The sequence below is a fragment of the Arthrobacter sp. 10T413_2 genome (assembly GCF_056394205.1).
Genome location: NZ_JBFTHK010000014.1, coordinates 19,448 through 32,778, shown reverse-complemented (window position 1 = coordinate 32,778; position 13,331 = coordinate 19,448). Strand labels below are relative to the sequence as shown.

General features: G+C 67.6%; 16 protein-coding genes. 5 read left to right on the top strand and 11 right to left on the bottom strand.

The window, feature by feature from the left end; translation table 11 throughout:
* Positions 1-128: 128 nt before the first annotated feature.
* Positions 129-2,294: an alpha-galactosidase gene (locus AC1DBQ_RS04460; protein WP_476927350.1), complete on the top strand. Its 2,166-nt coding sequence runs from the start codon at positions 129-131 to the stop codon at positions 2,292-2,294.
* A gap of 76 nt (positions 2,295-2,370) precedes the next feature.
* On the opposite strand, the gene AC1DBQ_RS04455 is transcribed toward AC1DBQ_RS04460, so the two are convergent.
* The 10 genes from AC1DBQ_RS04455 to AC1DBQ_RS04410 all read right to left on the bottom strand — a co-directional run bounded on the left by AC1DBQ_RS04455 (position 2,371) and on the right by AC1DBQ_RS04410 (position 10,148).
* Positions 2,371-3,420, bottom strand: a complete 1,050-nt coding sequence (locus tag AC1DBQ_RS04455) for a HoxN/HupN/NixA family nickel/cobalt transporter (RefSeq protein ID WP_476927349.1) — start codon at positions 3,418-3,420, stop codon at positions 2,371-2,373.
* On the bottom strand, positions 3,420-4,136 hold the full coding sequence (locus AC1DBQ_RS04450; RefSeq protein WP_476927348.1) for an urease accessory protein UreD: 717 nt from the start codon (positions 4,134-4,136) through the stop codon (positions 3,420-3,422). Before AC1DBQ_RS04450 ends, AC1DBQ_RS04455 begins: the two co-directional genes overlap by 1 nt.
* Before the next feature lie 275 nt (positions 4,137-4,411).
* A complete protein-coding gene (gene ureG / locus AC1DBQ_RS04445; protein WP_476927347.1) occupies positions 4,412-5,029 on the bottom strand; it encodes an urease accessory protein UreG in 618 nt (205 codons plus the stop codon).
* Between the two features lie 54 nt (positions 5,030-5,083).
* On the bottom strand, positions 5,084-5,749 hold the full coding sequence (locus AC1DBQ_RS04440) for an urease accessory protein UreF (protein ID WP_476927346.1): 666 nt from the start codon (positions 5,747-5,749) through the stop codon (positions 5,084-5,086).
* Between the two features lie 198 nt (positions 5,750-5,947).
* Entirely contained in the window at positions 5,948-6,430 is a 483-nt protein-coding gene (gene ureE, locus AC1DBQ_RS04435) for an urease accessory protein UreE (RefSeq protein ID WP_476927345.1), read from the bottom strand.
* 19 nt (positions 6,431-6,449) lie between these two features.
* Positions 6,450-8,234, bottom strand: coding sequence for an urease subunit alpha (gene ureC, locus AC1DBQ_RS04430; protein ID WP_476927344.1), 1,785 nt, complete (start codon positions 8,232-8,234; stop codon positions 6,450-6,452).
* On the bottom strand, positions 8,231-8,581 hold the full coding sequence (locus AC1DBQ_RS04425; protein ID WP_476927343.1) for an urease subunit beta: 351 nt from the start codon (positions 8,579-8,581) through the stop codon (positions 8,231-8,233). Before AC1DBQ_RS04425 ends, ureC begins: the two co-directional genes overlap by 4 nt.
* A gap of 10 nt (positions 8,582-8,591) precedes the next feature.
* Entirely contained in the window at positions 8,592-8,894 is a 303-nt protein-coding gene (locus AC1DBQ_RS04420; RefSeq protein ID WP_476927342.1) for an urease subunit gamma, read from the bottom strand.
* Between the two features lie 141 nt (positions 8,895-9,035).
* On the bottom strand, positions 9,036-9,356 hold the full coding sequence (locus tag AC1DBQ_RS04415) for a DUF6221 family protein (RefSeq protein ID WP_091248622.1): 321 nt from the start codon (positions 9,354-9,356) through the stop codon (positions 9,036-9,038).
* A 39-nt stretch (positions 9,357-9,395) separates the two neighbouring features.
* Positions 9,396-10,148: a LysR family substrate-binding domain-containing protein gene (locus AC1DBQ_RS04410; protein WP_476927341.1), complete on the bottom strand. Its 753-nt coding sequence runs from the start codon at positions 10,146-10,148 to the stop codon at positions 9,396-9,398.
* A gap of 78 nt (positions 10,149-10,226) precedes the next feature.
* On the opposite strand from AC1DBQ_RS04410, the gene AC1DBQ_RS04405 reads away from it, so the two are divergent.
* Positions 10,227-10,631, top strand: a complete 405-nt coding sequence (locus AC1DBQ_RS04405) for a DUF5997 family protein (RefSeq protein ID WP_476927340.1) — start codon at positions 10,227-10,229, stop codon at positions 10,629-10,631.
* Between the two features lie 143 nt (positions 10,632-10,774).
* Positions 10,775-11,383 (top strand): NADPH-dependent FMN reductase, encoded by a 609-nt coding sequence (locus AC1DBQ_RS04400; protein ID WP_476927339.1) that lies wholly within the window; start codon positions 10,775-10,777, stop codon positions 11,381-11,383.
* Positions 11,384-11,414: 31 nt separating this feature from the next.
* Here the strand turns inward: AC1DBQ_RS04400 and AC1DBQ_RS04395 are convergent, their stop codons facing one another.
* Positions 11,415-11,792, bottom strand: a complete 378-nt coding sequence (locus AC1DBQ_RS04395; protein ID WP_476927338.1) for a VOC family protein — start codon at positions 11,790-11,792, stop codon at positions 11,415-11,417.
* A gap of 207 nt (positions 11,793-11,999) precedes the next feature.
* Here AC1DBQ_RS04395 and AC1DBQ_RS04390 point away from each other — a divergent pair, with 207 nt between their 5' ends.
* Both AC1DBQ_RS04390 and AC1DBQ_RS04385 read left to right on the top strand, forming a co-directional pair.
* Positions 12,000-12,635, top strand: coding sequence for a hypothetical protein (locus tag AC1DBQ_RS04390; protein WP_476927337.1), 636 nt, complete (start codon positions 12,000-12,002; stop codon positions 12,633-12,635).
* 52 nt (positions 12,636-12,687) lie between these two features.
* The gene (locus AC1DBQ_RS04385) at positions 12,688-13,326 is read left to right on the top strand and encodes an NADPH-dependent F420 reductase (protein ID WP_476927336.1); all 639 of its coding nucleotides are present in this window, start codon (positions 12,688-12,690) and stop codon (positions 13,324-13,326) included.
* The last annotated feature ends 5 nt before the right edge of the window (positions 13,327-13,331 follow it).

Here is a 13,331-nt window from a genome sequence, read left to right as displayed (position 1 = left end):
AGTAAGCCGTTCAACAAGTGAGCCTCTGAAGCCACAGCCGCCCGCCACGGCGGCGCCCGGTGCGCGGGGTMCCGAGCCGGGATCCCGCGCACCAGCACCTGACTTCCGCACTACTGAAAGCGAATCCCATGCACCCCGTGCACCTGCGTTCTGCCGGCACCAGCCTCCTGCTGGCCTTCGACTCCGGCGAGGCCGAGATCGTCCACTGGGGCGCCGACCTCGGGGACCGCCTCCCCGATCTGGCGATCCTCCGCGGGGCCGYCCCCCACTCCGCCTTCGACGTTCCGGTCATCGCCGGGCTGCTGCCGCAGGCMTCCTCCGGCTGGGCCGGTCGGCCCGGCCTCCGCGGGTACCGGAGCGCCGACGGCGTCCCCGGCCGGGACTTCTCGCCGGCCCTGCGGGTGGTTTCAACCGAGATGCGCGACGGCGGCCGCGGCGTCCTCATCATCCAGCAGGACTCCGACGCCGGGCTGKAGGTCAGCACCGGGCTCACCCTTCACCCCGGCGGCCTCCTGGAGCTGGCACACACCCTGAGCAACAGCGGCACGGCCGCCTACCAGCTCGAGGAACTCGCCGCAGTGCTGCCGGTGCCGCGGAATGCCACCGAACTGCTTGACCTCACCGGGCGCTGGTGCCGCGAAAACCACCCGCAGCGGCACTCCGTCCAGCAGGGCACCTGGGTCCGCACCGGCCGGCACGGCCGCACCGGCCACGATTCCTCCCTGCTGGTCGCCGCTGGCACCGCCGGCTTCTCCAACCGCCGAGGCCAGGTCTGGGCCACACACTTCGGCTGGAGCGGCAACCACGAGCAGTACCTGGACAGCCTCACCGACGGCCGGCGGATGATCGGCGCCGCGGAGCTGCTCGGCTCCGGCGAAGTGGTGCTGCACCCCGGCGGCAGCTACCGGACGCCATCGCTCTTCGCCGCGTACTCCGACCACGGCCTGGACGGCATCACCGAGGCCTTCTACGACTGGTTCCGCGCCCGGCCCCAACACGTGGACACCACGTCCGGGCGGCTCCGCCCCGTGGTCCTCAACACCTGGGAGGCGGTGTACTTCGACCACCGCCTCGAACCCCTGCTGGAACTCGCCGACTCCGCCGCCGAGCTCGGCGTGGAACGCTTCGTCCTCGACGACGGCTGGTTCCGCGGCCGCCGCGACGACCACGCGGGCCTGGGCGACTGGTACGTCGACGAAGGCCTGTGGCCCAAGGGCCTGACCCCGCTGATCGATGCCGTGACCGGCCACGGCATGGAGTTCGGCCTCTGGGTGGAGCCGGAAATGGTCAACCTGGACTCCGACGTCGCCCGCGAACACCCGGACTGGATCGTGGGCCCCTCGGCGCTTTCCCACAAGGACGGCGGCCGCCTCCCGCAGCCCTGGCGCCACCAGCATGTCCTGGACCTCGCCAACCCGGACGCCTGGCAGTACATCTACCAACGCCTCGACGCCCTGCTGCGCGAGAACAACATCGCCTACCTCAAATGGGACCAGAACCGCGACCTCACCGAACACGGCAGCGGCGGACGCCCGTCCGTCCACGAACAGACGCTGKCCGCCTACCGCCTCTTTGACGCGCTCAAGGCTGCCCACCCGGAGGTGGAGATCGAGAGCTGCTCCTCCGGCGGGGCACGCGTGGACCTCGGGATCCTGCAGCGCACCGACCGCGTGTGGGCATCGGACTGCAACGACGCCCTCGAGCGCCAGACCATCCAGCGGTGGACCCAGGCGGTCCTCCCGCCGGAACTCGTCGGAGCGCATGTCGGCCCCACCACCTCGCACACCACCGCACGCACCCACGACATCTCGTTCCGCGCCATCACCGCCCTCTTTGGCCACTTCGGCATGGAGTGGGACATCCGCGCGGCCACGGATGACGAGCGGACCACGCTGCGCCGCGCGATTGCGCTCTACAAGCGCCACCGGGCACTGATCCACTCCGGCAAACGCGTGAACGCGGACACCGCCGAGCCCACCCTGAGTGTCCACGGAGTGGTCGCTCACGACGCCGGCGAGGCCCTGTTCGCGGCCGTGTCGCTGGCGTCCGCCCCGGCAGAAGTCCCCGGCCAGGCGTCCCTGCCGGGCCTCGACCCCAAGCGGACCTATCGTGTCCGGGCCGCGCTGCCTACACCCCTCGACGGCGACTACGCGCACACGTTCACGCAGATCCGACCGCCGGCATGGCTGGAAGACGGGGCCGTCGCCTCCGGCGCCTTCCTCCAGCACGTCGGCCTGCCCTTGCCGGTCCTGAATCCGGAGCATGCCCTGCTCCTGCACGTCCAGGCCGTCTGAACATCGCCGGGCTGCCGGCCGAGGGGCGCGGCGGGCTCGCGGCAGAGGGACTAGCGGCTGTAATCAGCCGCGCGGGTCACTCCCCGGGAGCCCGCCGGCGCAGCGAGGCTACGGCCCAGACGGACATCAACAGCGCCACCAGCAGCAGTCCGGCGTCGCCCAGGTCCACCGAGCCGAGCCAGCCCGTCAGCGGATCCCCCAGCCCGAACACCTCATGAACGGCCCCGCCCAGGGTGATGACCGCAATGAAGAGTGCCGACACCGCAGAAATGCCCGTTATGACGGCATTGAAGCCCAGTTTGCGCCGCGGATCCGTCAGGGCCGAGCGGTACATCCGCATCATGGCCACCCCGTTGACGGTGTCGCACAGCGTCATGGCCGCGGCGAACGCCAGCGGGAGCGCCAGCAGGGCGAGCGGGGAAACGCCGGCCAGCGAGGCCGCCGTCGCCATGACCAGCAGCCCGATCGTCGTGGCGGTATCGAACCCCAGCCCGAAGAGAAAGCCGATCACGTAGATGTTCCGGGGATGCTGGACCCGGGCCAGCGGACACGCGAGCAGCCGGGCCACGAAGCCCCTCGCTGCAAGGTCCTCGGGAGAGACCGTGGCACCGTCCCGGACGCCACKGTAAACCTTGAGCGTCCGGAGGAAGGCAGAGCCGTTGAAGGCACCCATGGCCAGCAGGAACAGCCCCGACACCCCGCTGCCGACGAGCCCCAGCAGCAGGTTCCCGGGAGTCCCCTCGGCCATGAAGCTCACCACCACGGATGCCCCGGACACCACGAGCCCTCCGGCGAGGACCACCACCGAGCTGTGGCCCAGGCTGAACGCGAAGCCCACGCTGACCGGATCGCGGTGTTCGGCCGCGAACTTCCGGGTGGAATTATCGATCGCGGCCAGGTGGTCCCAGTCGTAGCTGTGTTTCACCCCCGCCAGGTAGGCCGTCAGGACCAGCCCGATCCCCAGCGGCTGTCCGCCTCCGGCCGCGCCGGCKACCAGGAGCACGACGGCCGCAGCGTGCAGTGCGGCCACCGCACCGAAGGTCACCAGTATCCGGGTCYGCAGCGGCAGCTGCGCCCGCTCGCGGTAGAGCCGGGACAATACCGCCATCCGCCCGGTCGTGGCCATCAGTACTTCCTCAGGTCCAGGGGATCCTGCCCGTACCAGCGTTTCCGCAACAAGGAGGTGGCGGCTCCCGCCACGCGTTGGAGTTCCTCGGTGCTGGTCGAGAGCGACCTCATCACCAGCCCGGCCGTTCCCAGTACCGTGGCGGTGAGCGAGATGCCGGTATGGGCCCCGTAGCCGGCCGTGATCTCGTGAAGTTCATCGGCGAGGGTTTGGTCCACCCGCGGATCCACCACGATCAGCGACCCCAGATGGCTGAAGCCCTCCATGAACGCCATGCCAGTCACATCGCCCAGGGGCGGCCGGATGAGCACGTTGTCCAGGGCCAGCAGCCCGCTCTCACGGCCGCCTTCTCCCCCGGATTCGACCCGTATCTCCGTCCGCAGCCGCAGCTCCTCATACCGGAACGAGGCCCCGTCCGGCGACCACCCGGGAGTGAGGATTTCGGCCATGATGAGGCTCGACGACGGCCGCACCGTCACGTGCGTATTCTGCCGGTAGCTGGCCTCCCGGTAGGCAATCACCTGGTCCGGGGCGAGCTCCAGCTGCGCCCCCTCCCCCAGGCGCAGCCGCATCCGCTGCTCCGCAAAGGACCCCGGAGTCCGGTAGATCTTGGTGGCCGACTKCGTGGCGAGCAACAACTTCGCCCCGTCCGCCACCTCCACGTCAATCACATACAGGTCAGCCCCCAAGTACGCCCCGCCAKGATTGACCAGCACATAACAAACCTGCCCGGACCCATCCAAGTAATGCGGCCGCAACACTCTCATAGCCCCGCGATGAAACTGATGCGTGGCCACAGAACGTCCTGCACGGTCGGTGACGACGAGTTCGAGCTCTCCCATAGGTTCTTGGGCGCTCTGGCCGGCTCCGGCGGCTTCACCGGATTTGGGGCCGTGCCCGCTTCGCGGTGCCCGCCACGCCGCGGCCCCAAAATCCGGCCTCGTCGCCTCAGCGATCACGTTGCCAGGTGTCTGGACCAGAGGAACAATGCTCATGACGCCAGGTCGAGCATCAGGACGTCGCGCCGCATCCATTCGATGACGCGCTCCAGCCCTTCGTCGGTCTTGAGGTTCGTGAAACAGAACGGTTTCTCACCCCGGAATTCCTTGGAATCCCGTTCCATGACGGACAGGTCTGCGCCCACGTGGGGTGCGAGGTCGGTCTTGTTGATGATGAAGAGATCGGACTTGATCATGCCCTGGCCGGCCTTGCGCGGGATCTTCTCGCCCTGGGCGACGTCGATGATGTAGATCGAGAAGTCCACGAGTTCCGGGCTGAAGGTGGCGGAGAGGTTGTCGCCGCCGGATTCGACAAAGATCACCTGCAGGTCCGGGTGCCGTTTCTTCAGTTCCTCGATGGCCGCCGTGTTCATGGAGGTATCCTCKCGGATGGCGGTGTGCGGGCAGCCGCCGGTTTCGACGCCGATGATCCGGTCCAGCGGGAGGATCCCGTTGGCGGCGAGGATCTTGGCGTCCTCGATCGTGTAAATGTCGTTGGTGATGGCCGCCATGGAGATTTCCCCGCTCATGTGGCGGGTGAGGCGCTCCACGAGCTGGGTCTTGCCGGCACCCACCGGGCCGCCGATGCCGATTTTGATGGGCTCAGACATATTCTTCTCCAGACATATTTCCTGTATTGGACCAACTTGTAGTGCTCGGTCAGCTCAGCTCATGAACATGCGGGCGCGCTGGCGTTCGTGCCGCATCTGCGAAATTTCCAATCCGGGGCTGACGGCCCCGAAGTCGTCAGGCGTGAGGTGGACGGCCCGCTCGGCCGCGGCAGCGACGTCGGCGGCGGCCTTCCGCAGGAGCCGCTGGCCGGCGTTCTGCCCCAGGGGGATCGCCCTGACGGCGTTTTGCGTCAGCGACGTGACCGTGGCGAACAGGTAGGCGGCGAGGGCCTCGGGCAGCGGGACTCCCAGGGAACGGGCGATCACCGCGAACGCCAGCGGCTGGTGGCCGGCGGCGGGCCCGGCCACCACCAGTTCCCGGTATTCCGCCAGTTCAGGGGAAGGAAAGACCTCCGCGCCAATCTCCAGCAGCCGGGTTCCCATCTTGGTGCTGGCCTCGCGCATTTGCCGCGGCAACAGCTGGGCGGTCAGCAAAGCGTCCAGTTCAACAAGAGCAACGCCCTCATAGAGGAACCGGATGGCCAGCGCGTCCGAATACGTCAGCTGCTGCCCCACAAACGCAGCCAGCCACACCCCAAACGACTCCTCGTCGTGCACCAGTCCGCGCTCCACATAGCTCTCAAACCCCAGCGAGTGAGCAAACGCCCCGGTAGGCAGCGCAGAATCCGTCAGCTGCTGCAATGCCAACTGATAGGTCATAACTGGCCCCACGACGCAAGGCAAGCTGTCGAATCTGCGGAGGCGGGTGATAGGGGTCGCGGCGTGGCGGGCACCGCGGTGGGCCCACTGCCGCGAGGGCCCCGACTCGAGCTTGCGAGAGTTGGGAGCGGCTGGGGACGGGCACGACCCCTATCACCCGCCGCAGCGCCCACGGCGCCCCAGCCACGGAAGAGAAAACTAGTGCGAGTGTTCGGCATGGCGGAAGGGGACGGGCATCACGCGTTCCTGGCGGTCGTAGGGCGCTCCGACGTGTTTGAGATAGTCCTCCACGGTGTGGTCGTACTGGCACACCATTACCTCTGCCCCATAGTCCGAGGACGCATCGAAAAACTGGGCCTGCAGGTGCCGGTTGCCCAAGGAGTGCGCCACGACGCCCATCTCGTGGATGGAGCGCGGGGCGATCACGAGGACGTCGGTGGGCAGCACCGAGACCACGATCATGTTGGTCTCGGCCACGTGCAGGATGTCGCCGTCGCGCAGGTCCCCGGAACCGGAGGGGAGGCGCAGGCCCAACTCCTTCCCGTGGTCGGTGGTGACGCGCTGGATKCGCTTGACCAGCTGGGCGCTGGGCAGGATGACCTTTTCCTGGTGCAACCCGGCGTACGGGTCCGGCCCGGGAGGAAKATCGTGTGTGTTGCCGAGGACCTTTTCGATGATCATGTTCGTCTCCTCTGGAAGCCTAGAAAAGGAAGTAGCGCTGCGCCATGGGCAGGACGTCCGACGGTTCGCACGTGACGTCCTCGCCGTCGACCGTCACCTTGTACGTTTCCGGGTCCACCTCGATCTCCGGGGTGGCGCCGTTGTACTTCAGGTCCGCCTTGGTCAGGCTGCGGATGCCGGACACCGGCCGGATGACCTTCTCCAGTCCGAGTTCTTCCGCGACCCCGGCCTCTATGGCTGCCTGGGACAGGAAGGTGATGGAGGACTGCTGGAGTGCCTTGCCGTAGGCGGCAAACATCGGCCGCATGGTGCGCGGCTGCGGGGTGGGAATGGAGGCGTTGGCGTCCCCCATGAGGGCGTAGGCGATCTGGCCGCCCTTGATCACGAGCTCCGGCTTCACTCCGAAGAACGCCGGGTCCCAGAGCACGAGGTCGGCGAACTTTCCGACCTCCACCGAGCCGATGGAATGGGCCATGCCCTGCGCGATGGCCGGGTTGATGGTGTATTTCGCCACGTAGCGCTTCAACCGGAAGTTATCGCTCTCAGCGCCCAGACCAGAAGCCGCTCCGTGGACACCGCCGTCGGGGTCCTTGAGCACGCCGCGCTGCTTCTTCATCTTGTCCGCCACCTGCCAGGTTCGGATGATGACCTCGCCCACGCGGCCCATGGCCTGGGAGTMCGAGGACGTGATCGCGAAGATGCCCAGGTCCTGCAGGACGTCCTCGGCGGCGATGGTTTCGGCGCGGATGCGGGAGTCCGCGAACGCCACGTCCTCCGGGATGTCCGGGTTCAGGTGGTGGCACACCATGAGCATGTCCAGGTGCTCTTCGATCGTGTTGCGCGTGTACGGCAGCGTGGGGTTCGTGGAGGCCGGCAGGACGTTGGGCAGCCCGGCGATCTTGATGATGTCCGGGGCGTGGCCACCGCCGGCGCCCTCGGTGTGGAAGGTGTGGATCACGCGGCCGTCGATGGCCCGGATGGTGTCCTCCACGAACCCGCACTCGTTCAGGGTGTCGGTGTGGATGGCCACCTGGACGTCGTACTGGTCCGCGACCTGCAGCGAGGTGTCGATCGAGGAGGTGGTGGAGCCCCAGTCCTCATGGACCTTCAGCCCGATCGCGCCAGCGCGGATCTGCTCGGCCAGGGGTTCGACGGCGGACGCGTGCCCCTTGCCGAACAGGCCGATGTTGATCGGCAGCCCTTCGGCGGCCTGCAGCATCCGCTGGATGTGCCATTTCCCGGGMGTGACCGTGGTGGCCTTGGTGCCTTCGGCGGGGCCGGTGCCGCCGCCCACCATCGTGGTCACCCCGCTGCACAGGGCGGCGGGGACCTGGTCCGGGGAGATGAAGTGGATGTGGGAGTCCACGCCGCCGGCGGTCAGGATCTTCCGTTCGCCGGCAATGATCTCGGTGCTGGCACCGATCACGATGTCCACGCCGTCGGTGATCTGCGGGTTCCCTGCCTTGCCTATCCGGAAGATGTGGCCGTCCCGGAGCGCGACGTCGGCCTTGTAAATGCCGGTGTAGTCCAGCACCACGACGTTCGTGATCACGGTGTCCGGAACTCCGCCGCCGGAACCGACACTGCCGAAACCAGTACTTCCGTCCCCGTCCCGGGTCAGTTGGCCGTTCTGGCCCATGCCGTCGCGGATCACCTTGCCGCCGCCGAAGACCACTTCCTCGCCGTAGACGGTGAGGTCATTCTCGATCTCGAGGAACAGATCGGTGTCGGCCAGGCGGATGGCGTCGCCAGTCGTCGGGCCGTAGAGGTMCGCGTACTGCCTGCGGGACAATTCGAAACTCATTGTGCGTCACCTGTCCCCTCGGAAACGTGGAGTCCTGTCTCGCGGAGTGTGCCGTTGACGGCGTTGCTGAGGCCGTACACTTCACGGCGGCCCGCGAGTTCGATCAGCCGGACGGTCCTGCTGTCCCCCGGTTCGAACCGTGCGGCGGTGCCGGCCGGAATGTCCAGGCGGCGGCCGTAGGCGGCCTGCCGGTCGAACTGCAGCGCGGCGTTTGCTTCGGCGAAGTGGTAGTGCGAGCCCACCTGGACGGGCCGGTCGCCGGTGTTGGTCACGGCGACGTCAATCGCCTCGCGGCCGGCATTGAGCGTCAGCGGCGCGGCGCCGAGAACGTATTCTCCGGGAATCATCGGGGCTCTCCTAGCGGATGGGATCGTGGACGGTGACGAGCTTGGTGCCGTCCGGGAAGGTGGCCTCGACCTGGACGTCGTGGATCATTTCCGGCACCCCCTCCATGACGTCGTCGCGGCCCAGGAGGGTGGTTCCGTAACTCATGAGCTCCGCCACGGTCCGGCCGTCCCGGGCGCCCTCGATCAGTTCATAGCTGATGATGGCGACGGCCTCGGGGAAGTTCAGCTTCAGGCCGCGTGCCTGGCGGCGCCGGGCGAGGTCCGCCGCGACCACGATCATGAGTTTTTCCTGCTCACGGKGCAATAAGTGCATGACGGAATCCCTTCAAGAACCGGCCGGCTGGCGGACCGCGGATGCTGCGGTGTGACCAGCGTAGGCCGGGAAGATTTCCCGCGTGTTTCCGGCGTCACATGTGCCGGCGTCGGGCACGGCTCCCGCATCCTACCCGCATCCCTACCCGGGGGGCCGCCAGCGGGCCTGGAATTCGGGGTGGTCGGCGTACGGCAGGGCCAGGGTGTTCAAGGACAGGGTGGTCCATTCGATCACGTCCGGCACCCATCCGGCGTCGGCCGGTTCCTGGCTGACCAGCGCCGCCAGGACGGACTGCCGGGCGGATTCAATGATGTCGATCAGCCGGCGTTTGGCCTCGCACTCGCGAAGCAGGCGGCGTTCGTACCACTCGCCGGAAACGGCCAGGGTGGGGTCGCCGAGCAGCTTCAGGGCGGCAGCTTCGTCTTCTCTTATCCGTGCGGTCAGGAACTCGACGATGTCCACGGACCGAGCCTATGCGTGCCGGCCCTCACACGGCTATGCCTAGCGTTTGCCCTTTTTCCGGGATCCCTTGCCGCGGCCCTTGTCCGGGTTCGGCGCGTACCGCTGGGCCACCTTGGGCTTCTTCACCGCAGGGCCACGCCGGTCCGGTTTGGGCTCCCGCTTGGGCTTTTCCTGCTGCGCCGAGGGCTGGCGGGAGCTCGCCGCGGTGCGCCCCCGGACAATTCCGATGAATTCCTCGATCACCTCATCCGTGGCGTCGCTGGGCCAGGCCAGGGCGATCTCCGTGACGGGCGCACCGGTGAGTTTCCGGGCCACGGTGTCCTTGACGTTGAAGTGCCGGGCCACGGACATCGGCAGGATCACCAGCCCGGCACCGGTMGCCACCACCTGCAGGGCCATCGCGGCGCCGCCAAGTTCCTGCACGTCGAGGAAGGTCTCCTTGGAGAGGTCCGCCAGGTCCACTTCCTCGAACACCGAGATCTCGTGTCCCTTCGGTGCCACCACCACCGGCTGTTCCTCGTACAGCGGGATCACACTGAGGCCATCGCGTTCCACCGGCAACCGGACGAAGCTCAGGTCCGCGGAACCGTCGCGGAGCACGGCGAGCTGGGTGCCGTCGTCGGACATAAAGGAGTGCAACGGAACATCGGGCATCCGTTCCTCCCAGCGCCGGATCCATTTTCCGGGCGTGACGCCGGCGACGTACGCGAAGCGGAGCTCCCKCACTGCTGCTTCGGCGGGGACGGCGGCGGTTTCGTCGGGGGTCTGGGGTGTTTCATCGGCTGCGGACACATGTTCACAGTACCGCCCGGGCTGGTGCAGGGCTCAGTGCCGGTGYCCGGTCAGCCTCTGGCCGGATACMCTTGAAGCATGACCTCTGCAAACTCCCAGTCCATGAAGCCGGCCACCGTTGCMAAGAAGCTTGGCATCTACCTGCCCGCAACACCCCAGGAGTTCCGGGATTCGGTCATCACCCGCGCCGATTTCGCCGAGCTCCAGGCCAACCCGCCGGAGTGGCTCGCGGAACTGCGCCGCAACGGCCCGCACCCCCGCCCGGTGGTCGCGCAGAAGCTCAACGTCTCCATCAGCGGCTTGGCCCGCGGCGGTGTTGAAGAAGCGCTGACGACGGCGGAAATCACCGCGCTGCTGCAGGCTCCCMCCGCGTGGCTGGTCGCCGAACGCTCCACCCACGCCGCCGTCCGCGCCGAGGCCCAKCGGGTCAAGGACGAGGCCGCCAAGAAGGACGCCAAGAAGGCCCGCGCCACGGCCGAATAGCGGTGGAGGGCTCCTCCCGGCCCCTATTTTCATCCCGCGGACGCAGGACTATGCTCGCKGGATKAGTCGGGACCGCCGGCCCGATCTCCATGTTCACTCCCAATCCACCAGCCACMGGCGGAGCATCGGGAAGGAAACAGGCMATGGCCTTCAAGATCGGATACTTTGTCGGGAGCCTTTCGAGCCATTCCATCAACCGCACCCTGTCCAAGGCCCTGATCCGGCTTGCACCGGCGGAGCTGGAGTTCACGGAAATCCCCATCAAAGACCTGCCGCTGTACAGCCCGGACTTTGACGCCGCCTTTCCGCCGGAGGCGCAGGCCCTCAAGGATGCAATCGCCGCGTCCGACGGCATCCTGTTTGTCTCGCCCGAATACAACCGGTCCATCCCCGGGGCGCTCAAGAACGCCATCGACTGGGGATCCCGGCCCTGGGGCACCAATTCCTTCGCCCGCAAGCCCACCGGGATCATCGGCGCCTCCCCCGGCGGCATCGGCACGGCAGTGATGCAGTCCTCATTCCGGAGCGTGCTGAGCTTCCTCGACGCGCCGCAGCTCAATGCACCGGAGGCGTACATCCGCTTCGTTCCGGAGGTCTACGGCGAGGACGGCGAGGTCAAAGACGAGGCCACGGCCAAGCTGCTGCGCCACTACATGGAGGAGTACGCCTCCTTCGTGGAGCGGGTCCTGGCCGCCAACGCACCCGGCCATATCGGCGACGAGCACCCGGACAAGGACAAAGTGAGCCGCTGATATGACTTGCGTGCGGCCGGTMCTGGTGTGGCTAGTCCTGGTGGAGCTGCACGTAGTTGCCGCAGCCGTCATCCAACACCGCGATGGTCCCGCCGGGGCCCTCGGACGGCTCTGCCTGGAACATCACGCCCTTGGCCGCCAGCCGGGCATATTCGGCGTGCACGTCGGGCACGCCAAAGACGATCGCCGGAATTCCGGCGTCGTGCAGGCCGTTCATGTACGCCGCCCCGATCGGGTTGTCACTGGGCTCCAGCAGCAGTCCGGMGCCGCCGGGTCCGTCCGGATCCTTGACGATGAAGAGGTTGTGCTCCGGCATGGCCATCAACGTTTCAAAGCCCAGGATGCCGGTGTAGAACTCATGGGCCGAGGCCGGGTCCTTGACGTGGATACTGCACATTTTCAGTCGCATGGCCCCTAGGCTACGCCGGGAGCACCGCTGAAGGAACCGTGGCGCGGCCTCCGCGACAGCCTCAGCGGCGGCGGTCCCGGCTCGCCGGAGCGCGGCCCTGCCAGCCGTCCGGCAGGGCCGAACGGCCATTGACGGCCCCGCCGCGAGGGATTCCAATGGAACTAGCGGAACAGCGCCCGTCCGGGACGGTTCCGCCGGAGGTGTGCAATGACGTCGCTCTCACAATCCGGTGCCCTCGCGGCCGGGCAGTTCCTGGCCCTTGCGCTCGTCGTTGCCGGGGCGGCATTCGTCTCGGTGTACCTCGCCCGCAAGCACCTGGCAGCCGGCGACGGACGCTCAGAGGGCGCAGACGGCGCGTTTTGGGACATTTTCGCCGGGCTCGCCGTTGTGGTTCCCGCCGTCCTGATCGCCTCCTTCACGTGGCCTTGGGCCGGCTTGGCGCTCGGCATGCTGGCCGCCGTGACGGCACTGGCGGCTTTTGCGGCCGCTCCCCGGCTGCTCCGGCGGCAGGAATCGCGCCGGGCCGGCCGGAAGACTCAGCTCATGAATGAGGCCGCGGCTGAGCGGCACAGGAATGCCCTCGCCCGGTGGCAACGCTACGAACTCGATCCCGGGTACTCGATTGACTACCCGGCGATGAGCGATCCCCGGCAACCGGAAACGGCCGCCCTGATCCGGGCCATCAAGGCCGCCGGGCGTCCCGGCGGCCCMACGGACCGCGGCTCCGCTGACACGGCGTACGCTCCGGCAGTGGACCGGCTGGAACATGCCCTGGCTGCCGCTGAACGCGCGGCCGGCGTCAACCCCGCGGGGCTCCATGGCCCGGACCGCGCCCACAGCTGACTTCCGGAATTGCTGATTCCGCAGTTCCCGCCCAACCTCGGAAGGAACCACCATGACTGACATCACGATMATCGGCAGCGGCAATATGGCACGGGCGATCGGAACCCGGGCTGTCGCCGCCGGCCGTTCMGTCCAGGTTCTGGACCGGACACCGGAGAATGCCGCCAAGCTCGCTGCTGAACTTGGCGGCACCACCACCTCCGGCGGCCTGAGCGAGGTTCCCGAGGGCGACATCGTCGTCCTCGCGCTCTACTTCGGCCCGGCCAAGGAAGTTGCCACGCATTTCGGCGACACCCTCAGCGGCAAGACCGTGGTGGAGATCAGCAATCCGATCGACACTGAAACCTTCGATTCACTGATAGTCGGCCCGGGGACGTCAGCGGCCGAGGAAATCGCCGMGCTGCTGCCGGGCGCACGGGTGGTGAAAGCGTTCAACACCACCTTCGCCGGGACGCTCGGCGCCGGGACCACCGGCGGCATGCCGCTGGATGTCTTCATCGCCTCGGACTCGGAACAGGCCCGCAATGAAGTCGCAGCATTTGCCGAAGCCGCGGGCCTGCGTCCGCTTCAGGTCGGCGGACTGCGCCACGCCCGGGAGCTCGAAGGCTTCCAGCTGCTGATCATGGCGCTGCAGGCCAACCCCGCGTATCCCGACTTCAACTGGGGCACCGGCCTGAAAATCATCGACTAGGAATC